Annotated in this window: 17 protein-coding genes; 16 read left to right on the plus strand and 1 reads right to left on the minus strand. The window is 44.6% G+C overall.

The genetic code is table 11. The annotated features are described in order from the left end of the window. Positions 1 to 24 precede the first annotated feature (24 nt). The 8 genes from A0O21_RS03695 (at position 25) to A0O21_RS03730 (ending at position 6,243) form a co-directional block, all read left to right on the plus strand. Positions 25 to 480, plus strand: coding sequence for a MarR family winged helix-turn-helix transcriptional regulator (locus tag A0O21_RS03695; protein WP_067061471.1), 456 nt, complete (start codon positions 25 to 27; stop codon positions 478 to 480). Then, entirely contained in the window at positions 473 to 1,108 is a 636-nt protein-coding gene (locus tag A0O21_RS03700) for an ABC transporter permease (protein ID WP_067061474.1), read from the plus strand. The genes A0O21_RS03695 and A0O21_RS03700 overlap by 8 nt, the downstream gene beginning before the upstream one ends. Beyond that, entirely contained in the window at positions 1,098 to 2,003 is a 906-nt protein-coding gene (locus A0O21_RS03705) for a glycine betaine ABC transporter substrate-binding protein (RefSeq protein WP_067061477.1), read from the plus strand. The genes A0O21_RS03700 and A0O21_RS03705 overlap by 11 nt, the downstream gene beginning before the upstream one ends. 11 nt (positions 2,004 to 2,014) lie before the next feature. Then, a complete protein-coding gene (locus tag A0O21_RS03710; protein ID WP_067061481.1) occupies positions 2,015 to 2,788 on the plus strand; it encodes an ABC transporter ATP-binding protein in 774 nt (257 codons plus the stop codon). Beyond that, positions 2,781 to 3,422, plus strand: coding sequence for an ABC transporter permease (locus A0O21_RS03715; protein WP_067061484.1), 642 nt, complete (start codon positions 2,781 to 2,783; stop codon positions 3,420 to 3,422). The genes A0O21_RS03710 and A0O21_RS03715 overlap by 8 nt, the downstream gene beginning before the upstream one ends. An 83-nt stretch (positions 3,423 to 3,505) precedes the next feature. Next, positions 3,506 to 4,126 carry a GTP pyrophosphokinase gene (locus A0O21_RS03720; protein ID WP_067061487.1) on the plus strand — a complete coding sequence of 207 codons (621 nt, stop codon included), beginning with the start codon at positions 3,506 to 3,508 and terminating at the stop codon, positions 4,124 to 4,126. Positions 4,127 to 4,331: 205 nt separating this feature from the next. Next, positions 4,332 to 5,003 carry a response regulator transcription factor gene (locus A0O21_RS03725; RefSeq protein WP_067061490.1) on the plus strand — a complete coding sequence of 224 codons (672 nt, stop codon included), beginning with the start codon at positions 4,332 to 4,334 and terminating at the stop codon, positions 5,001 to 5,003. A gap of 10 nt (positions 5,004 to 5,013) precedes the next feature. Further along, positions 5,014 to 6,243: a sensor histidine kinase gene (locus A0O21_RS03730; protein ID WP_067061493.1), complete on the plus strand. Its 1,230-nt coding sequence runs from the start codon at positions 5,014 to 5,016 to the stop codon at positions 6,241 to 6,243. A gap of 135 nt (positions 6,244 to 6,378) precedes the next feature. Here the strand turns inward: A0O21_RS03730 and A0O21_RS03735 are convergent, their stop codons facing one another. Further along, on the minus strand, positions 6,379 to 7,284 hold the full coding sequence (locus tag A0O21_RS03735) for a LysR family transcriptional regulator (RefSeq protein WP_067061496.1): 906 nt from the start codon (positions 7,282 to 7,284) through the stop codon (positions 6,379 to 6,381). A gap of 209 nt (positions 7,285 to 7,493) precedes the next feature. Here A0O21_RS03735 and A0O21_RS03740 point away from each other — a divergent pair, with 209 nt between their 5' ends. The 8 genes from A0O21_RS03740 (at position 7,494) to mvaD (ending at position 21,209) form a co-directional block, all read left to right on the plus strand. Continuing rightward, on the plus strand, positions 7,494 to 8,507 hold the full coding sequence (locus A0O21_RS03740; protein WP_067061500.1) for a uroporphyrinogen decarboxylase family protein: 1,014 nt from the start codon (positions 7,494 to 7,496) through the stop codon (positions 8,505 to 8,507). Between the two features lie 435 nt (positions 8,508 to 8,942). Next, on the plus strand, positions 8,943 to 9,809 hold the full coding sequence (locus A0O21_RS03745) for a transporter substrate-binding domain-containing protein (protein ID WP_067061505.1): 867 nt from the start codon (positions 8,943 to 8,945) through the stop codon (positions 9,807 to 9,809). An 11-nt stretch (positions 9,810 to 9,820) separates the two neighbouring features. After that, entirely contained in the window at positions 9,821 to 10,513 is a 693-nt protein-coding gene (locus tag A0O21_RS03750; protein ID WP_067061510.1) for an amino acid ABC transporter permease, read from the plus strand. Between the two features lie 9 nt (positions 10,514 to 10,522). Then, complete coding sequence (locus A0O21_RS03755) at positions 10,523 to 11,203, plus strand: amino acid ABC transporter permease (RefSeq protein ID WP_067061513.1); 681 nt, start codon at positions 10,523 to 10,525, stop codon at positions 11,201 to 11,203. A 10-nt stretch (positions 11,204 to 11,213) separates the two neighbouring features. Further along, positions 11,214 to 11,972, plus strand: coding sequence for an amino acid ABC transporter ATP-binding protein (locus A0O21_RS03760; RefSeq protein ID WP_067061516.1), 759 nt, complete (start codon positions 11,214 to 11,216; stop codon positions 11,970 to 11,972). Positions 11,973 to 12,323: 351 nt separating this feature from the next. Then, positions 12,324 to 18,845: a GEVED domain-containing protein gene (locus A0O21_RS03765; protein ID WP_067061520.1), complete on the plus strand. Its 6,522-nt coding sequence runs from the start codon at positions 12,324 to 12,326 to the stop codon at positions 18,843 to 18,845. A 565-nt stretch (positions 18,846 to 19,410) separates the two neighbouring features. Further along, positions 19,411 to 20,292: a mevalonate kinase gene (gene mvk / locus A0O21_RS03770; protein ID WP_067061523.1), complete on the plus strand. Its 882-nt coding sequence runs from the start codon at positions 19,411 to 19,413 to the stop codon at positions 20,290 to 20,292. Next, positions 20,274 to 21,209 (plus strand): diphosphomevalonate decarboxylase, encoded by a 936-nt coding sequence (mvaD, locus tag A0O21_RS03775; protein WP_067061527.1) that lies wholly within the window; start codon positions 20,274 to 20,276, stop codon positions 21,207 to 21,209. The genes mvk and mvaD overlap by 19 nt, the downstream gene beginning before the upstream one ends.

A 21,209-nucleotide genomic window follows, 5' to 3' on the forward strand; every position in this document is an offset into this window, starting at 1 on the left:
ACATAAAGAAAGTGAGGTCAGAATATGCCGGCTCACTCTAAGGCACAGCAGTATGCCCGTTTGCGAGATGAACAGTTTTCACTTTTTGAAAATTATGCCCGCAAGCACGGAATGAACAGCAAAAGTCTCTTGGTTTTTATGTGGATTTACCATAATCAGGACGGCTTAAGTCAGGAAACGATTGCCAGAAAAACCTTTTCCAGCAAACAGGTTGTTCAGGCAATTATTAAAAATTATATTAAAAAAGGCTGGCTTTTTTTGGAGCCCAGCAAAGCAGATAGGCGCAGGAAATTGGTCAGGCTGACAGAAAAGGGTTTAAAGGCTGCAGCGCAACTTCTGGATCCTTTGGCTGACTACGAAGAAAGGGCCATGGCCGGCTTATCTGATCAGGAGCAGGCTGTTTTATTGAAAGCAACTCGGATTTTTTCCAAACATTTAAATGATTTGCTTGAAGCGCATCAGGTGGTTAAAGATGATTAAAGAGATTCAGGATTATTTTAGTCAAAATAGCAGCACATACCTCACTTATGTATGGGAACATTTAAGTTTAAGCCTATTTTCCCTGCTGCTGGTCGTTCTGATAGCAGTTCCGCTTGGTTACTTAGGCTATCGCAATGCAGCGATGAAACAGTTTGCGACTGCTTTAACACAGGGCCTGCGCGTGATTCCTAGTTTGGGTGTTCTGTTTATTTTGATTCCTTTTATTGGTGTCGGAAGGCTCCCTGCTTTAATTGCTTTGGTTATATTAGGCATTCCTCCTGTTTTGCTTAATACGATTGTCGGTTTTTCAGAAGTCCCCGCTATCCTCTTGGAGACTGGGATAGGTCTTGGGATGACAGAGCGTCAGCTCTTGAGAAAGGTGAGCTTCCCTTTGGCGCTTCCTCATATTTTAAACGGCATTAAACTGGCTTTGGTCGAGATTATTGCCAGTGCTACCTTAGCAACCTATATCGGAGCAGGAGGCCTTGGGACACTCATCTTCACCGGCCTTGGTCTGTACCGTTTTGATCTTTTGATTATTGGCGGCGGATCAGTCGCCTTGCTGTCTTTTATCAGTATGCTTGTTTTTGATTTATCTATTAAAGGAGTAGAACACTATGAAAAATAGGAAACTTATTTTAGGGCTTGTATTAGCAGGGATTGTCCTTGCTGGCGGGATTTTCTTCTTTGCAGCAGGCAGGAATCGGTCTGATTCGGAAGGGACGATACGTGTCGGTTCAAAAGATTTTACCGAAAACCTGCTTGTTTCGGAAATTTATGCTCTTGCTTTAGAAGATGCAGGCTATGACGTAGAAAGAGTGGCCAATATTTCCAGCTCTCTGATTCACGATTCTTTGGTTAATGATGAGATTGATTTATATCCTGAATACACCGGAACCGGTCTGCTTACTATTTTGAGCGAAGAGATGCAGACTGATCCGCAGAAAGTCTATGATACTGTAAAGAAAGAATATGCCGACCAGTTTAATCTAACTTGGCTGGATTATGCTCAGGCTAACGATAGCCAAGGTTTGGTTATCCGAACAGCAGTGGCTAAGGAACTGGGGATTGCAACGATTTCTGACCTGCAAAAACATGCTCCGGAGCTGCGTTTTGCCTCTCAAGGTGAATTCGATCAGCGTGATGACGGGCTTCCGGGGCTGAAAAAAACTTACGGAGACTTTAATTGGAAGTCATCAAATGTTTACGACAACAGCCTGAAATATTCCATTTTAGAAAGCGATGAAGCTGATGTTACTCCGGCTTACACAACTGAAGGCCAGTTAGTTAATACTGACCAGTTTACGCTTTTAGAAGATGATAAACAGTTCTGGCCGCCTTATAATTTGGCTCCTGTTGTCCGTGACAATATTCTTGAAGAAAATTCAGATATTGAAACTATATTAAATAAAATCTCTGCTTCTCTTGATACAGAAACAGTGACTGAGCTGAATGCTCAGGTTGATGTTGAAGGCAAAGAATACACAGATGTTGCAAAAGAATACTATGACAGTCTCAAGTAAAAAGGAACATTATGACAGAAAAAACGATTATTGAATTTAAAGAGGTCAGTAAGATTTATAATGGCAAACCGGCTGTTGACAGCATCAACTTAAACATTCAAGAAGGGGAATTCATTACTATTTTGGGGACGTCTGGCTCTGGGAAAACAACCACTCTAAAAATGATTAATCGTCTGCTTGAGCCCAGCAGCGGTCAGATTTTCTTTGAAGGTAAGGAGCTGTCCTCTTTGGACGCTGTAGCTCTGCGCCGTTCTATCGGCTATGTGGTGCAGCAGATTGGACTGTTCCCGCATATGACAGTATTTGATAATATTGCCACTGTTCCAAAGTTGTTAGGTTGGAGTAAGGAGCAGATCACTCAAACTGTGCGGTCGCACTTAGATTTGGTGCAGCTGCCGTTTGATGAATACAGCAAGCGATATCCCAGTGAATTATCCGGCGGTCAGCAGCAGCGAATAGGTGTAGCAAGAGCTTTAGCAGCTGATCCTGATTTGATGCTTTTTGATGAACCTTTTGGTGCGATAGATGCTATTACTCGAAGTGATTTACAGGATGAACTGCTGCGAATCCATAAAAAACTGCAGGATAAAACCTTTATTTTTATCACCCATGATATTTACGAAGCTTTCAAGCTGGGGACACGCGTTGTCATAATGGATGAAGGAAAGATCTGTCAGTTTGATAAACCGGAGAGAATCATCCAAAAACCGCAGACGGCTTTTGTAGAGAAATTAATTGCAACGGCCAAAGTGCAAGGAAAAATGTGGGAGGAGAGCCATGATTGATTATTTTCAGACTTCTTCGGAAGTTTTGATGTTAAGGCTGCTGGAACACATTGAGATAACAGCTTCTGCCTTATTTTTCGCCCTCCTTCTGGCCGCTTCCGTAACTGTCTTGCTTCGCTTTTACCCTCAGCTTCAAAACTTTTCTGTCTATGTTCTTTCCCTGCTTTATGCTGTTCCCAGTTTTGCACTGTTTGCTCTCTTGATTCCCTGGACTGGTTTGGGCAGAACGACAGCCATAGTTGTTTTGGTGATTTATGCACAGTATACCTTGGTAAGAACCTTTTTGGCGGGTTTGCTTTCCGTAGATGACAGTATTATTGAAGCAGCACTGGGTATGGGGATGACCGATTGGCAGGTTTTTTACAAGATTCAGCTTCCCTTGGCCAAAGCGTCTGTTTTTGCCGGAATTCGACTGGCCGCAACATCGATTATTGCTATGGCCACGATTGCTGCCACTATCAATGCTGGCGGCTTAGGCACTATTTTGTTTGATGGCTTGCGCACCAGAAGTTTTCCTAAATTACTGTGGGGGATACTGCTGACCGTGGCCTTCAGCTTATTGACCAATCTTGTTTTATATTTAATTGAAGAACTTTTGCAAAAAAATACAGTCAGTCAGCCGGCGCCTAAATAAAGGCAGCCGGCTTTTAGGTTTCTTAAAGAATTTTTGGTATGATAATAGTATAATAGTTGGTGACCAATTATAAAGGAATGCTTATGAAAAATTCAGTTTACGGCAAATATGAAGTTTACCTGCCTCTTATATTAGAGGAGTTCAGCCAGCAGCTTGAGGATAAAAATAAGGAAATGCAGCAAAAAACTGGGCACAAACTTTTTGAACATTTTACTGCTCGGGTCAAATCAGCGGCAAGTATGGAAGAAAAGTGTGCTCGGAAACAGCTCCCGGTAACGGCAGAAGGTGCTTTAAAGGTTATTCACGACAGTATCGGTTTACGCTTTGTCTGCGGATTTGTGGACGATATCTATAAATTAGCAGAGCTTATCCGCGGTTTGGACGGCTGTCATATTATCCTTGAAAAAGACTATATTCAGCATGCAAAACCTAACGGTTACCGTTCTTATCATATCATTGCTGAAGTCGAGACGCCTTATGAAGATTGCTTGGGCAATAAACCGGGCTCCTATTTTATTGAAATTCAGCTTCGGACTTTGGCGATGGATTCTTGGGCCAGCTTAGAGCATCAAATGAAATATAAACGAGATATCAAAGATCCTAAGCGGATTGTACGAGAGCTTAAGCGCTGTGCTGATGAGCTGGCTTCTTGCGATTTAACCATGCAGACCATTCGCGACCTTATTCAGGAAAGTCAGACTTAGCTGTCTCTGGGAAGCTGCTGCTAACAAAGATGAAAAGTGCATTGCAGCTGTGACTATAGTTCTTTGTCCTAGGTAAATGATGGATAATTTGTGTGGATCTGAAAATTTTGTTTACTGATTATAAGCAGTTTTATTGTAATTATAGACAGATAAGTGATTGATTTGCAGTACTGTTTCAGATGCTGCATGAGTGAGAGAGGCCGGTATGAAAATTTTAGTTGCAGAAGACGAAGTCCAAATTGCTCGTGTTTTAACAGCTGCGCTTAAGCGCGAAGGGTATGCAGTAGACACTGTTGCTAACGGACAAGAAGCCGTTGACCAGGCAGCAAAGAACGCTTATGATGTTATGGTATTGGATATTATGATGCCTGTTAAAACAGGGATTGAAGCTGTTAAGGAAATCAGGCAGTCGGGCAATCGTTCCTATGTTATTATGCTGACAGCTATGGCGGAAATTGATGACCGGGTAAACGGATTGGATGCGGGAGCTGATGACTACCTGACCAAACCCTTCTCTTTAAAAGAACTGCTGGCGCGTGTGCGTTCGCTGGGACGCAGGGTGGATACAGATTTGGGTATTGTAAGCTTAGGCCATACGGCACTGAACGTAGAAGAACATGAATTAAGCAGCAAAAATACTATCCGGCTGGCTGGAAAAGAAGCAAAAATGCTGGCCTATTTTATGCTTAATGCCGGCAAGCGTCTGTCCACTCAGCAGCTGTTCAGCCATGTTTGGCCGAAAGATGAGGTCAGTGGGGTTGACAGCGGCTATGTTTATATTTATATCTCTTATCTTCGGCAGAAACTGCAGGCTGTCGGTGCTGATCTTGCTATCGTTGCTCATAAAGGCGGTGTCTTTGAATTAGTAGAAATGTAGGTGGTTGAGGATGTTTCGCAAACTGCGTTTTCGCTTTATCGGAATTGCTTCACTAGCGGTTTTATTTCTTATCTTTTCGATTGTTACTGTTATTAACTCAGCCAGATACCTGCAAACTAAGAACCAAATAAATAAGGTGCTGCGGGTCTTATCTGAAAATGACGGCTCTTTTCCGAATGTTTCTCAAACGGCAGAAAAATTAGGCGAAAATATGGTGTCTCTGGACACAATCTCCCAGTACCGCTATTTTAGTGCTGTCATCAGCGACGATGACCTGCTTTCTATAGATACAGAAAACATCTCTGATTTAAGCGATGCTCAAGCTGAAAATTATGCCATTTCTATCAGCCAGTCAAAGGACAATCATGGCGACTTTGACTATCAGGGGCATACTTATTCTTATATGCTGACAAAGCGGAAGGACGGCCGGCACTTGCTGGTTGTTCTTGATTCAACTAATCAGTTCTCTGATAACAGAACGCTTATTCGGCTTTCAGTTTGGATGGGTACTGCCAGCTTCCTTTTCTTCGTTATTGTTATCACAGTGTTTTCTGGGAAAGCTATTCGGCCTTTTGTCGACAATTATGAAAAACAGCGTCGCTTTATCACCAATGCCAGCCACGAATTAAAAACCCCCTTAGCCGTGATTGCGGCCAATAATGAGCTTGTTGAGCTGATGCATGGTGAGTCAGAATGGACACAAAATACTTCGGAACAAGTTCAGCGGCTGACAGGACTGCTTGATGGTCTTGTCAGTCTGGCACGCCTAGAGGAACAGGAGGAAGCCGTTCTGACGAATGTGAATTTCTCTGCCGTAACTGAGGCAGCTGCTAACGATTTTAAGGGTCCGATAATCAAAGACGGAAAACATTTCGAATGGGATATTCAGCCCGGTGTTTTTGTTAAAGCAGAAGAAAAATCACTATTTGAACTAGTGACTCTTTTAGTCGATAATGCAAACAAATATTGTGATGAGGGGGGAACTGTTTCAGTCAGGCTAAAAAAAGGCAGCCGCTTAGCTAAGGGCCGCTTGGAAATATCAAACACCTATGCAAAAGGCAAGAATACAGATTACAGTAAATTTTTTGAGCGCTTCTATCGTGATGACGAATCTCACAGCAGCCAAAAATCTGGCTATGGAATCGGCTTATCCATGGCAGAAAGCTTGGTGAAACTATTTCGCGGAACAATCTCTGTCAGCTATAAAGCTGACACCATCACCTTTACAGTGTCTTTATAATGGTGAGCAGGAATAAAAAATATTATAAGACTGGTAAAGTGCCCTTGTACTCGGCTCTTTATCAGTTTTTTTAGGTCTGATTTTCATAGCGGACAGTCTTTTGCACTGTTAGCTGTGTACTGCAGCTATTAGAAGTTATTGTGTTTGAGCCTTGTCTGTCAGACTTCTTTTGATTTCATTGATAAAAGCCAGACTGATTTCTGAAACTTTTTTATTTTTATTGATAATATAGCCCAAGGTATGAAGAGGGCTGTCTTTTAAGGGAATCAGAACAATCTGTTCTTTGATAAAGCTGTTGACTATACCCAGTCCTGACGCATAAGCATCGGATGCGCACAGCAAATTCATAACTGTGCCTCGGTCACTGCTGTAGATAATATTTTGTTTTTGAGCGACCGCAAGGGCATCCTCGTCAAAATTAAGACCGGCCTTATCTTGATGAAAACGGATTTGCGGGTAAGCATTCAGTTCATCTTCAGCAATTACAGCATGTTGGGCTAAAGGATGGCCTTTTCTCAGAAAAATACGAGTAGGGAAATCCCCCAGAGGCGTAAATTCCAAATTTTGATGCAGAAAAGCATGCTCTAAGATGTGCCTGTTGTCGTCATCAAGGAAAATAATTCCCAAATCAGCCGCAAAATCAGCGACACTTTCCAGAATCTTTTTGCTGCTTGTTTCAATAAGCTGAAATTCTTGGTAGCTTTCAGCGAACTGTTCTGAAATATGGGCCAGAGGGAGAGAAAGAAAATCATAATGGTGAGAAACAACCGTAAAACTCTTTTTATATTGACTGTGATAACGCTCTTCCAGTAAACTCAGCTCACCGATAATCCGTTTAGCATATTTAAGGAAATCCTGTCCGGCTTCTGTAAGACGTGTTCCGGTATTCGACCGCACAAAAAGCTGAACTCCTAATTCATTTTCTAAATCTTTGATTGAACTTGAAAGGTTCGGCTGAGAGACAAAAAGCTCTTTAGCTGCTTGACTGAAAGAGCCTGTTCTTGCGATAGCTTCAACATAATGGCATTGCTGAAAATTCATAAAGTCTTCACCTCTTTAATTGCTGGCAAATAAAAGTGTAATGTCATTATAACAGAATAACACTGCAAAAATAAACGCCGGACCGATACAAAAAAACTATTAATCTATAACTTTTGTTTATGGCAGACCATAAGAAATAAAGATTATACAAGAGGATAGAAAAGGTGATAAGATAATGGCAAGCTTACTGGAAATGGGGAGAAAAGATTATGACAAATAAAAAAGAATGGGTCCTAAATGCTTTTTCAGGTCAAACTGCTGAGCAAGTCCCTGTCGGTTTTTGGCATCATTTTACAACCGAAACGGAGTGGACAGAAGGTTTAAATAACCCAGAAATTTATCAGAAAAATTTAGCAGGCCACCGTCAGTTCCTAGCAGATGTTCAACCGGATTTTATTAAGTTAATGAGCGATGGTTTCTTTGATTATCCTAATGAAGCTTTTAAGGCAGGACTAAAAGATTTTAAAGACTTGAAAGAAATAAAACCGCTGCCTACTAACCATCCTTGGTTCAGTCAGCAGGTTCAGCTGATAAAGGAGATTAAAGCGAGTTTCTCTGAGGATATTGTAACACTCTATAATATTTTTGCACCGGCTACACATCTTAAATGGAAATTGGCAAAACATGTCAGTCAGGGAGACAGTCTTTTTGCCGATTTTCTCGAAGAAGCTCCTGATGTCCTCAAGCTGGTTCTTGATGTTATAGCTCAGGATTTGGCTAAATTAGTGACAAAGGTTATTAAAGAGGCAGAAGCAGACGGTATATACCTCAGTGTTCAAAATATTCAGGACAAGCGGGTTAGTCCTAATGATTATATAGAACTTGTGAAACCCAGTGAATATCAAGTTTTAGAAGTTGCCAATCAGGCTGGCGGGGTCAATATTTTACATATTTGCGGCTATGAAGGAGCGACTAATGATTTAGAAATTTATCGGGATTATCCAGCTCAAGTCTTCAATTGGGCGGTCACTTCTGAAAATATCAGTTTATCTGAAGGGCGCCGGCTCTTTGGTGGTAAAACAGTGCTCGGCGGTTTTAATAATACAAAAGAAGGTTTACTTTATAACGGCAGCAAAGAGGAGATTCAGGCTGCTGTAAAAGATCTTTTAAATCAAGCAGGCCGTCAGGGGACTCTTATTGGTGCTGATTGTACAGTTCCCAGCGATATTGACTCCAAGCGTATTTGGTGGGTCAAGGAGGCTGCAAAAGCAGAACTGAATTAAACGCGGCCTAAGAGCTGTGCAGTGAAATCATCCGGTGGATGATTTCAGCCCGAACCCAGAAAAGGGAGAGTGAGGGGGCTGGAAGTCTGTATCGTTACCTAGTTACCGCCAGCCGTAAACGTCTGAAAGCTTTGTCGCCTTAACAGTCGACCGCACCTTTCTAGTCGTTCTGGCAGGGGTGCGCAGACGAAATCAAAGATTTCTGGCTTACCGCCTATTTTCCTTTTGCGTTTTTGACGGCCTTTGTATCTTGGTGTAATTGAACACGGGCTAAGCTCTTTGCAAAAAAGAGACGCAGTGAAGCGTAAGCTGACATACGAATGTGGCTGCTCTGTGAGTATAGCCCTCCCTAGAGTCTTTAGTGACTCGGCGGTCAGTCTCCTATTTTTGCTGTGAGCTTAAACGCCCTTTGTATCTTGTGTAGAGGAGTAGCAGATGAATAAGAAAAGATGGTTTATTTTTGGTGGTGTAGTAGTTGCTATACTGTTGATAACGATTGTCGGCCGTCAGTTAGCCGGTCAGTCAGGAGGAAGTCAGGGGGCTGATGGTGAAGTAATAACACTTCAGGTTGCTCATACACAAAGCTATGCTCCCTATGATTTTGTTAATGATGATGGCGAAAGTGATGGCTTTGAAGTCGCAGTTCTTAAAGCTGTTGATGAAAAACTGGATAAATATCAGTTTGACTACACACCCACAAGTGATGAAGACCTGTTAATCGGTCTTGAATCCGGTAAATATGATATTGGAACCAAGGGTGCTTGGTATACTGAGGAGAGAGCTGAAAAATTTATTATTCCTGAAGAACCAATCGGTGCCAGCATTATTGGCTTTACTATCCGTAAAGAGGACGAAAATACCATCACTGATATTGATTCCTTTGCGGATTCTAAGGGGAAATTAGTTCCTATTTCTCCGCAAAACGCCCAATACAATGTCATTCAGGACTACAATAAAACAGCTAAGAACCCAATAGGTCTGACAGAAGCTGAAAGCTTTACAGTAGCGGACGCTTATGCCTGGGTATTGGAAGGACGCTATGATGCCTATTTTGACATCAAACTCTCTTTTGAAGAAGCTGTTACTTCTGAAGATGGGGCCTATCACCAATATGCCGATCGTTTGAGCTGGTTTGCTTACAAAGGCATTGAAACTTATCCCTTACTCCACAAAAATAAGACCAATGAAGCTTTTGCAACAGCCTATGATCAGGCTCTGAAAGAACTTCAAGATGATGGAACACTGAGTAAACTGTCGCAGAAATACTTTGGTGAAGATGTCTTTTCCTATGTCAGTGATTAGGGGGAGCTGGTATGGTTTCTTATAATCCTGTATATGTCTTAGATTTTCTTCCGCAAATTATAGCAGCGCTTCCTCTGACTTTATGGATTATGCTGCTAACAGTCGGCGGAGGAAGTTTGCTTGGGCTTGTTTTGACTTGGGCAGAACTGTCCGGCGATAAAAGTCTGTCTGCCATAGCCAGAGGCTATATCTTTATTCTGCGTTGCACCCCGCCCATTGTTTTGCTGTTTATGGTTTTTTATGGTCTGCCGGAATTTTTGAATTGGTGGCTGGGTCTCAATGTTAATGGCTGGCCGAGAGGCGTCTTTGTCATTTTAGCCATGACGCTTTTGTTTGCAGCAAGTATTTCTCAGGTTTTTAAATCAGCTTATACAGGTGTGCCTAAAGGGCAGCTGGAAGCAGGACTGAGCATCGGTTTGACAGATTTTCAGGCTTTTAGACGGATTATACTGCCGCAGGCCTTCCGGCTGGCACTGCCCAATATGACAACAGCTATTCTGAATTTACTGAAAGACACTGCTCTGGCCTACACTATCGGTCTGGCTGATGTTATGGGGACTGCCAATCTTTTGTTGGGACGGAGTCTTGGTAATTATTCTTTAGAAATATACACCGCAGCTGCCCTCATTTATTGGGGCTTAGCCCTGATGCTGTCAATAGGCAGTCAGTTTTTGGAGCAGTACTTAGATACAGCTAAACGGTAGGGGTAGAGAATGGATTTTAGTTATATTTACGAAACATTTATTAAAGCTTTGGCCGGTATTCCTGTTACCTTAGGGATTATGGCAGTATCTCTGCTGTTAAGCTTTCTGCCGGCTCTTTTTCTTGCTTTAGGGCGTATTCACAAATTAAAAGGTGTCACAGCTTTTTCAGTGGTCTACTTGGCCTTTATCAGGGCGACACCGCCTATTTTGCTGATTCTTTTCTTTTACAGCCTTTTTCCCAGCCTTTTAAATACGGTGCTGCACTCAGTTGGGATAAATATTTTTGAACTCAATCCGATTTACTATGCGTTTATTATCTTTAGTATTATGGCTACAGGATCGCTTTCGGAAATTATTCGTTCAAGCATTCTTGCAGTTGACAGAGGACAGCTGGAAGCGGCACAGGCTATTGGGCTGACTGACAAGCAAGCTTATCTCAGGATTATTTTTCCGCAGGCCTTGCCGCTTGCACTGCCTAACCTCAGCAATTTGGTTATCAATCTGGTCAAGGGCACTTCTCTGGTTTTTGTCATGACAGTCAGAGATATCACAGCTATTGCCAGAGTAGAAGCAGCTTACGGTTACCAATATTTTGAATCCTATTTTGTTATTTTTATTATCTATCTTATTATTTGCGGTTTGATACAGTATCTCTTTCGAGTATTTGAAAAACGGTTCCGCGCTGTTTAGGGAGGAATTGATGTTAGAAGTAAAAAAATTGTCCAAAAGTTTTGGGCAGAAAAAAGTGCTTGATGAAATCAGTTTGACAGTTGATCAAGGCGATGTTGTTGTAGTTCTCGGCCCCAGCGGATCAGGGAAAACAACTTTTTTAAGATGCTTAAATCACTTGGAAAAAGCTGACAGCGGTCAGCTGAATTTAGCTGGACAGGAGTACAATTTAGCTAAATTAAGCCGTAAAGAAATTCTCAATATCAGGAAGAAGACAGCATTTGTTTTCCAGCATTATAACCTTTTTGCTAATAAGACGGCTGTGGAAAATATTTTGGAAGGTTTAGTCATTGCCAGACACATTCCCAAAAGTGAAGCGCAAAAGACTGCTGAAGAAGCTTTGGATAAGGTAGGATTGCTAGATTATCGGGATTATTATCCCAGCCAGCTTTCAGGAGGCCAGCAGCAGCGCATTGGCATAGCTCGGGCGATTGCTGTAAAACCCGAAGTCATTTTATTTGATGAACCAACTTCAGCTCTTGATCCGGAATTGATTGGGGATGTCTTAGCCGTTATGAAGCAACTGGCAAATGATGGTATCACAATGATTGTTGTGACCCATGAAATGTCTTTTGCACGCGATGTCGCCAATCATATTCTTTTTTTAGATGATGGTCAGATTATTGAGGAAGGCCACCCCGATCAATTCTTTCTTCATCCTAAAAAAGAGCGGACGAAGCAGTTTCTGACACGAATTATTCCTGATTTAAACAATGATCCGGTTATTTAAACAGGCAGCTTATCCATTTGGATTAGCTGTTTTTAGTTTGCTAAAATCAGTTTTTATTAAAAATAATGTAGTTAGCAGTTAGATAGTTTTATCATAATTAAATTTTAAAAAAATAAAATTAATTTCTCATTTTTTGCGGTGATAAAGCAAGGCGATAAAAAATAGCCAGCTTGGAAATGGTGTGAAATCAGGCTTTGTAAGTGCTTTGAATATTTAAGACAAATTTTTAAGACAAGTTTATAGACAAATGGTCTGTCTTAGTGTAAAATTAAAAGGTATTTTACTAATCTGGATATTATGGGATTAGTCTAAACAAATTTTTTAGATTAAATTAATGGTAAAGGGGAGAAGATGAAATTGGGAAAGTCACAGTCTTTTAACTTGAGCCGGACGAAACAGCGTTTTTCAATTCGGAAAACGCATTTTGGTGCGGCCAGTGTCCTTTTAGGAATGTTTTTATTTTTAGCTGCTCCGCAAACGGCTGTTAGTGCAGATGAAGTATCTGATACAAGCCAAGATGCCGCAGCATCAGTAGTTTCAGATGGTGTCTTGCAGGAAGAGTCGGCAGACGGTCAGGAGCAGTTTTCTGCACTGCCTGAAGAAAGCGCTTTACCTATACCAGAAAATACTGCTGCAGCAGATGCAGACAGCAGTCAGACAGTTAGTGAAGCTGTCCCAGATTCTGCAGCTGCTGAAATAAACAGTGCTGATGCAGGGCAGACAGCCAGTTCAGCTGCTCCAGAAGAGCTTGGTGCAGTGGCTGGTGATAATCTTACCCAAGCGGCTGCAGACGATTCTGCGACTGATATTGATTCTGAAGTGTTTAGTCTTTCAGACCTGCAAAACACTTCAGCAGTCAGTCCGGCTATGTTGACAGCCAATCTCCAGCAAGTTGCTGCAGCTGTTCCAGCATCAGAATTTGCTCCTATTAATGGGATTTATGCTACCCGTTCAGCAGCTGTTGCTGCAGCTTATCAAGATTCTGCAGCCCAGCTGAGAGATGTTCTCTTTTTCCCTGATTGGTCTGGTGCAACGAATTTAGATGCAGACGGCAATCTGCAGGTTGGTACGACTTTAACGGTATCACCTGCTCCGGGATATGAAATTACGATTACGGTAACAAATCTTCAGCCTTTTAATTCAACACAGGAGTACTACAACCGTCTTGTTGCCGCCGGTATTGATCCGGCTGCGACCAACTATGATCCTAATGCTGTTAATAAAGCTTTAGCAAGCCCGACAAATAAAACAGAAACAGCTGCTCCGCTGACACCTGTTATTTACGGAAGAACAGACGGTTCCACTAGATACCGCAATCTTTTGAATAACAGCGGTTATGACTTGGGGTCCACGGCTAAAACAAGTATCATATCAAGGCGGGCTAACGCTGGGGTTACTTTCAGTCTCAGTGCAACTTTTAATGGTGAAACCGTTCCAGTTCAAGCTTTTATTACAGATGGTGAGTCTTTGGACCGGCCAGAAAACACCATTACTATGACCAATGGCGAGGCCTTTAAACTGATAGATGTCTCTTCTACCGGTATAAGTCTTCCGACTGGCAATACGCCAAATCAGACGGTTGTTGCTCCGGATGTTTCAAACCCGGAAGATGATTATTTTGCTGAAAGAATCTTAAATACGATTTACCCGAGCGATTTCGGCTACACCCACTCAGAAGCACTTTATAATTCAAGTCCTAATGGCGGGCAGAATACACAAATCATCAGTAATATCAATACGGGTATTGTCAGATCAGATGGCGGTTTCAGGCCCGATCCTAATAATCCAGGGTACTATCTTTATGACACAGCTCAGTTTGAGCCGCATGCTGTGCCGATTTTAGCAACGTATGGCGTCACTGAGCTGTCGCATTATTTTATTCTAAACGGTGAACAGTCGTTTGTTTTGGGCTTTGTAGTTCCGATTGACTATGGTGATGCCAGTGAATCCTATGGTCTAGTAGGACATCTTTTACAAGCTACAGCTGCTGAGACTGATTTTAAATTAGGAGAAACTAAAGATTTAACTAAGGCTGCCGGTCTGGCTTCAAGGACAGGCAATGGTTCGCCTTATCTTGGTTTGGTAGCTGGAGATCCTGACAATCACACAAGGATTACGACGCCTTGGACAGGTGATGATGGAACAGCGTCTTACTATGACTCTGCTAGTTATGATGAAGGAGAAGCTCAGCTGACAAACGGCGGGACTTACGCTCAGTATAAACGCGGATCTGACAATTATGCACTCAGTGTTCTAGCAAATTTAAACGGTGCAAATACAGCCTACCTATCTGCTTGGGTAGACTTTGACAATAATGGCACCTTCGATGAAAATGAAAAAGCCAGTGTTTCAGTGACTTCAAGCGGTATGGCAACATTGACATTTGATGTTGACCCATCTGTTATATCATCTGATCTTACCAATTTAAATGTTCGTGTGCGGATTGCTTCTGTTGCAGATGATATTGTCAATCCGACTGGTTTGGCACGTGACGGTGAGGTTGAAGATTTCCAAATTCCGATTAGTGATCCGGATAATACACCGACAGCTACTGATGCCGTTTCGACAGATATTCAGGGGGCGACTCAAACAGGGGTACTCACCTTTGATACAGGGGACGACGATATTGCTTTTGTCAGCAAACAACTGATTGATCCAACAAGCGGGCAGCCAACTGACAGTACAGCTATTTTTGCTATGAAAGACGGTGTGGCTGTTGGAACCTATACCTTTGATTCAGAAACAGGAACAGTGACCTTTGTGCCAAATAAAGATTTTGTTGGGACCCCTGATCCAGCACAAGTTTTGGCAAGAGACATAAATGGCAAAACTGTTACGGCCACCTACACGCCAACCGTTACTCCGGTAACACCGACCGGAGAAGATGTCACCTCAACCGGACTTCAGGGAGCTACTCAAACGGGCACACCTGTCTTCACAGCCGGTGATCCAAGTGTGCCGCTTGACGACACAGTTCCAGCTGTTTTTGATGATGGCACAACAAGCCGAACTGTTGATGGTGTTGGCACTTACACAGTGGCTCCAGACGGGACAGTGACCTTCGTACCGGAACCGAGCTTTGTAGGGGAAGCCCCATCAGTAACGGTGGTCCGCCAGGATAGCAACGGTACTCAGGCCAGCGCCACCTACACGCCAACTGTTACTCCAGTAACACCGACCGGTGAGAATGTCACCTCAACTGGCTTGCAAGGTGCCACCCAGACCGGTACCCCAATCTTCACAGCCGGTGATCCAAGTGTGCCAATAGTGGGTTACCAATTGGTTGATCCGGCAAGTGGACAGGCAACGGCTTCAACAACGCTTCCGGCTATGAAAGACGGCGTTCAGGTTGGGACTTATACGCTTGACCCAAGTACGGGAGAGGTCACCTTTGTGCCGAATCCGGACTTTGTGGGCACACCGGATCCGATTGTTGTGGAAGCATCAGACGCTAACGGTACCACAGCAACGGCCACCTACACGCCAACTGTTACTCCGGTAACACCGACCGGTGAGAATGTCACCTCAACTGGCTTGCAGGGTGCCACTCAAACGGGCACACCTGTCTTCACAGCCGGTGATCCAAGTGTGCCGCTTGACGACACAGTTCCAGCTGTTTTTGATGATGGGACAACAAGCCGAACTGTTGATGGTGTTGGCACTTACACAGTGGCTCCAGACGGGACAGTGACCTTCGTACCGGAACCGAGCTTTGTAGGGGAAGCCCCATCAGTAACGGTGGTCCGTCAGGATGCCAACGGTACACCAGCAACAGCCACTTACACGCCAACTGTCACTCCGGTAACACCGACCGGTGAGAATGTCACCTCAACTGGCCTGCAGGGAGCTACCCAAACTGGCACACCTGTCTTCACAGCTGGTGATCCGACTGTGCCAATAGTGGGTTACCAATTGGTTGATCCAGCAAGTGGACAGGCAACGGCTTCAACAACGCTTCCGGCTATGAAAGATGGTGTTCAGGTTGGGACTTATACACTTGCTCCAAGTACGGGAGAGGTCACCTTTGTGCCGAATCCGGACTTTGTGGGCACACCGGATCCGATTGTTGTGGAAGCATCAGATGCCAACGGTACACCAGCAACAGCCACCTACACGCCAACCGTTACTCCGGTAACCCCAACCGGAGAAGATGCCACCTCAACTGGCCTGCAGGGAGCTACCCAAACTGGCACACCTGTCTTCACAGCCGGTGATCCAAGTGTGCCGCTTGACGACACAGTTCCAGCCACCTTTGATGATGGGACAACAAGCCGAACTGTTGATGGTGTTGGCACTTACACAGTGGCTCCAGACGGGACAGTGACCTTCGTACCGGAACCGAGCTTTGTAGGGGAAGCCCCATCAGTAACGGTGGTCCGCCAGGATAGCAACGGTACTCAGGCCAGCGCCACCTACACGCCAACTGTTACTCCGGTAACACCGACCGGTGAGAATGCCACCTCAACTGGCTTGCAAGGTGCCACCCAGACCGGTACCCCAATCTTCACAGCCGGTGATCCAAGTGTGCCGCTTGATGACACAGTTCCAGCCACCTTTGATGATGGCACAACAGAAAAAGTGGTTTCTGGTGTTGGCACTTACACAGTGACTCCAGACGGGACAGTGACCTTCGTACCGGAACCGAGCTTTGTAGGGGAAGCCCCATCAGTAACGGTGGTCCGTCAAGATAGCAACGGTACTCAGGCCAGCGCCACCTACACGCCAACTGTTACTCCGGTAACACCGACCGGAGAAGATGTCGCCTCAACTGGCTTGCAAGGTGCCACCCAAACGGGCACGCCAATCTTCACAGCCGGCGATCCAAGTGTGCCAATAGTGGGTTACCAATTGGTTGATCCAGCAAGTGGACAGGCAACGGCTTCAACAACGCTTCCAGCTATGAAAGATGGTGTTCAGGTTGGGACATATACACTTGAACCAAGTACGGGAGAGGTCACCTTTGTGCCGAATCCGGACTTTGTGGGCACACCGGATCCAATTGTTGTGGAAGCATCAGATGCCAACGGTACACCAGCAACGGCCACCTACACGCCAACTGTTACTCCGGTAACCCCAACCGGAGAAGATGCCACCTCAACTGGCCTGCAGGGAGCTACCCAAACGGGCACACCTGTCTTCACAGCCGGTGATCCAAGTGTGCCAATAGTGGGTTACCAATTGGTTGATCCGGCAAGTGGACAGGCAACGGCTTCAACAACGCTTCCGGCTATGAAAGACGGCGTTCAGGTTGGGACTTATACGCTTGACCCAAGTACGGGAGAGGTCACCTTTGTGCCGAATCCGGACTTTGTGGGCACACCGGATCCGATTGTTGTGGAAGCATCAGACGCTAACGGTACCACAGCAACAGCCACCTACACGCCAACTGTTACTCCGGTAACACCGACCGGAGAAGATGCCACCTCAACTGGCCTGCAGGGAGCTACCCAAACCGGCACACCTGTCTTCACAGCCGGCGATCCAAGTGTGCCGCTTGATGACACAGTTCCAGCTGTCTTTGATGATGGGACAACAGAAAAAGTGGTTTCTGGTGTTGGCACTTACACAGTGGCTCCAGACGGGACAGTGACCTTCGTACCGGAACCAAGCTTTGTAGGGGAAGCCCCATCAGTAACGGTGGTCCGTCAGGATAGCAACGGTACTCAGGCCAGCGCCGCCTACACGCCAACTGTTACTCCGGTAACACCGACCGGAGAAGATGTCACCTCAACCGGACTTCAGGGAGCTACTCAAACGGGCACACCTGTCTTCACAGCCGGTGATCCAAGTGTGCCGCTTGACGACACAGTTCCAGCTGTTTTTGATGATGGCACAACAAGCCGAACTGTTGATGGTGTTGGCACTTACACAGTGGCTCCAGACGGGACAGTGACCTTCGTACCGGAACCGAGCTTTGTAGGGGAAGCCCCATCAGTAACGGTGGTCCGTCAGGATAGCAACGGTACTCAGGCCAGCGCCGCCTACACGCCAACTGTTACTCCGGTAACACCGACCGGTGAGAATGCCACCTCAACTGGCCTGCAGGGAGCTACCCAAACGGGCACCCCAATCTTCACAGCCGGCGATCCAAGTGTGCCGCTTGATGACACAGTTCCAGCCACCTTTGATGATGGGACAACAAGCCGAACTGTTGATGGTGTTGGCACTTACACAGTGGCTCCAGACGGGACAGTGACCTTCGTACCGGAACCGAGCTTTGTAGGGGAAGCCCCATCAGTAACGGTGGTCCGCCAGGATAGCAACGGTACTCAGGCCAGCGCCACCTACACGCCAACTGTTACTCCGGTAACACCGACCGGTGAGAATGCCACCTCAACTGGCTTGCAAGGTGCCACCCAGACCGGTACCCCAATCTTCACAGCCGGTGATCCAAGTGTGCCAATAGTGGGATACCAATTGGTTGACCCAGTAAGTGGACAAGCGACGGCTTCAACAACGCTTCCGGCTATGAAAGACGGCGTTCAGGTTGGGACTTATACGCTTGACCCAAGTACGGGAGAGGTCACCTTTGTGCCGAATCCGGACTTTGTGGGGACACCGGATCCAATTCTTGTGGAAGCGGTAGATACTAATGGCATGACTGTTCGGGCTGCTTATAGTCCGACAGTACTACCAGTGGTACCAGAAGACAGTGACAACAGCTCAGAACCACTTCAAGAGCCAGTGCAGACCCCACAAGGTTCAGAGCCTCATGCAGAAAAATCAGCTGTTTCACTCCAACAAAGTAAGTCTATCTCAAAACAATCAAATGAGCTTCCAAAAACAGGAGATAATGCTAATTATTTAGCTGTCGTTGGTCTCCTCCTGCTCACTACAGCTTCAAGTCTGATTAAACCTCGTAAGAAGCCGTAAGCATTTTATGCAAAAGGTGAGATAATGATTTGTTTTGCTGTGCTGACTAGGTTTCTTAAAAATCGAAACAGCAAAAAAAAAGTCAGTTAGCCACTGTTTTTATGCCTAGCTAGAGATGGCTTTAGCAAAGAAGTCTGGAATTTTTTCAGGCTTCTTTTTTGAAAAAAGTGTAGGCCGTGTTCAGTTCCAACAAGATACAGAGGCCGTTAAAAACGTAAAAGGAAAATGGCGGTAAGCTAGAAATCTCTGATTTCGTCTGCGCACCCCTGCCAGAAGAGTGCGGGCGGCCGCAGGACGACAAAGCCTTCAGACGTTTACGGCTGGCGGTAACTCGGTAACGATACAGTCTTCCAGCCCCTCACTCTCCAATTTTCAAGTTCGGGCTGAACGCATCTGCTGGCTGATGTCCTCCCCGGCTTTTAAGGAGCATGCTCAGTTTTGTTTTTGGTTAAAGTGTATTTTACTAGCTTTTTTACCAGTTTCAGGAACAAATTTTTTTGCCAGTCGCTTTTTTTTCGTTTTGGTGATAAAATAAAAAAGGAAAAAATGATTAAAGAGATTAAAGATGAAGAAAAGAATTGGTATTGGCAGGGCGCACAGTAAAATTATTTTAATGGGGGAGCATGCTGTTGTATATGGTTATCCTGCCATCGCTTTGCCTTTGAAAAATATTGAAGTAGAATGCCGCATTAAATCGGCAGAACAGCCGCTGGCTTTTGATTTTTATGACCCGCTGTCAACCGCTATATATGCTGCACTGGATTATCTTGGTAAAATTAATGAAGACACAATCGGTTATGATATTAAATCTCAAGTACCGCAGAAACGCGGTATGGGGTCATCGGCGGCGGTTTCTATTGCGGCTATTCGAGCTGTTTTTGATTATTATGACCAGCCGCTTGAGGATAATTGTTTGGAAATTCTGGTGAATCAAGCTGAGATTATTGCGCACAACAATCCCAGCGGCTTGGATGCGAAGACCTGTTTAAGCGATACCGCTATTAAATTTATTAGAAATATTGGTTTTACTGAACTTGAGCTGAATTTGAATGCCTTTCTGATTATTGCTGATACTGGTATTCACGGACATACGCGTGAGGCTGTGGTCAAAGTAGCGCAGTTTGAAGAAATTAACCTTCCTTATTTGGCGCATTTAGGAGAACTTACAGCAGCTGCTGAAAAACATATTGCCGCTAAGGACCTTATGGGCCTAGGGCAGGATATGACAGAAGCACATAGCTGCTTACAGAAGATTGCTGTCAGTATCCGTTTGGCAGATTATTTAGTACAGGAAGCTCTACAAGCTGGAGCACTCGGAGCTAAATTAAGCGGCGGCGGACTTGGAGGCTGTATTATCGCATTAGCGGAGGATGCCGGCCAAGCGCAGCACATTGAGCAAAAATTGAAAGAAAAAGGAGCGCTTCACACGTGGATCGAAAAACTGTAAGTGTTAAATCATATGCCAATATTGCACTTGTTAAATACTGGGGAAAAAAAGATGCAGCCAATATGATTCCTTCAACCAGCAGCATCTCTTTAACTCTGGAAAACATGTATACCGAAACACGGCTCTCTTTTCTGCTTAAAACAGCTGAGCATGATGAATTTTATATTGACGGAATTCGGCAGGATGCCAAAGAACAGGCTAAAATTTCTGCTGTGATTGACCAGTTTCGCAAAAACAAGAAACAGTTTGTTAAAGTTGAAACCAGCAATAATATGCCGACGGCTGCTGGTCTGTCCTCCAGTTCCAGCGGTTTATCAGCTCTTGTTAAAGCCTGCAATGCTCTTTTTGCAGCCGGTTTGAATCAGCAGGAGCTGGCTCAAAAAGCTAAGTTTGCGTCAGGTTCCTCTGCCCGTTCTTTCTTTGGTCCGGTTGCGGCATGGGATAAGGACAGCGGCGATATTTACCGTGTTCAGACAGATTTGCAGATGGCTATGATTATGCTGGTTTTAAATGCCTCTCCTAAGCCAATTTCCAGCAGAGAAGGAATGAAGCTGACTGCTCAAACATCAACACAATTTGATCAGTGGGTGCATCAGTCTGAAAAGGACTATGCAGATATGCTGCAGTATTTAAAAAATAATGATTTCGTCAAAGTAGGTGAGTTAACAGAGCGCAACGCTCTCGCCATGCACGCAACAACAGCTGCTGCGCAGCCTCCTTTTTCCTATCTGACGGATGCTTCTTATCAGGCTATGGATTTTGTTAAAAAGCTGCGTCAGCAGGGAGAAAGCTGCTATTTCACTATGGATGCCGGTCCCAATGTTAAGGTGCTGTGTTTGGAAAAAGACCTTGCTAGACTGTCTGAACGCTTTGCCGATAACTATCAGATTATTGTTTCACGGACAAAGGAGCTTTGA

Origin of the sequence: Streptococcus pantholopis, from assembly GCF_001642085.1 — a bacterium.
Taxonomy (GTDB): Bacteria; Bacillota; Bacilli; order Lactobacillales; family Streptococcaceae; genus Streptococcus; species Streptococcus pantholopis.

What these genes read in the sequence shown, in the direction of transcription:
- A0O21_RS03760 (WP_067061516.1), top strand. Translation starts at nt 11,214, where the DNA reads ATGTTAGAAGTAAAAAAATTGTCCAAAAGTTTTGGGCAGAAAAAAGTG.
- A0O21_RS03735 (WP_067061496.1), bottom strand. Translation starts at nt 7,284, where the DNA reads ATGAATTTTCAGCAATGCCATTATGTTGAAGCTATCGCAAGAACAGGC.
- A0O21_RS03725 (WP_067061490.1), top strand. Translation starts at nt 4,332, where the DNA reads ATGAAAATTTTAGTTGCAGAAGACGAAGTCCAAATTGCTCGTGTTTTA.
- A0O21_RS03740 (WP_067061500.1), top strand. Translation starts at nt 7,494, where the DNA reads ATGACAAATAAAAAAGAATGGGTCCTAAATGCTTTTTCAGGTCAAACT.
- A0O21_RS03720 (WP_067061487.1), top strand. Translation starts at nt 3,506, where the DNA reads ATGAAAAATTCAGTTTACGGCAAATATGAAGTTTACCTGCCTCTTATA.
- A0O21_RS03765 (WP_067061520.1), top strand. Translation starts at nt 12,324, where the DNA reads ATGAAATTGGGAAAGTCACAGTCTTTTAACTTGAGCCGGACGAAACAG.
- A0O21_RS03700 (WP_067061474.1), top strand. Translation starts at nt 473, where the DNA reads ATGATTAAAGAGATTCAGGATTATTTTAGTCAAAATAGCAGCACATAC.
- A0O21_RS03715 (WP_067061484.1), top strand. Translation starts at nt 2,781, where the DNA reads ATGATTGATTATTTTCAGACTTCTTCGGAAGTTTTGATGTTAAGGCTG.
- A0O21_RS03755 (WP_067061513.1), top strand. Translation starts at nt 10,523, where the DNA reads ATGGATTTTAGTTATATTTACGAAACATTTATTAAAGCTTTGGCCGGT.
- A0O21_RS03705 (WP_067061477.1), top strand. Translation starts at nt 1,098, where the DNA reads ATGAAAAATAGGAAACTTATTTTAGGGCTTGTATTAGCAGGGATTGTC.
- mvk (WP_067061523.1), top strand. Translation starts at nt 19,411, where the DNA reads ATGAAGAAAAGAATTGGTATTGGCAGGGCGCACAGTAAAATTATTTTA.
- A0O21_RS03750 (WP_067061510.1), top strand. Translation starts at nt 9,821, where the DNA reads ATGGTTTCTTATAATCCTGTATATGTCTTAGATTTTCTTCCGCAAATT.
- A0O21_RS03745 (WP_067061505.1), top strand. Translation starts at nt 8,943, where the DNA reads ATGAATAAGAAAAGATGGTTTATTTTTGGTGGTGTAGTAGTTGCTATA.
- A0O21_RS03695 (WP_067061471.1), top strand. Translation starts at nt 25, where the DNA reads ATGCCGGCTCACTCTAAGGCACAGCAGTATGCCCGTTTGCGAGATGAA.
- A0O21_RS03710 (WP_067061481.1), top strand. Translation starts at nt 2,015, where the DNA reads ATGACAGAAAAAACGATTATTGAATTTAAAGAGGTCAGTAAGATTTAT.
- A0O21_RS03730 (WP_067061493.1), top strand. Translation starts at nt 5,014, where the DNA reads ATGTTTCGCAAACTGCGTTTTCGCTTTATCGGAATTGCTTCACTAGCG.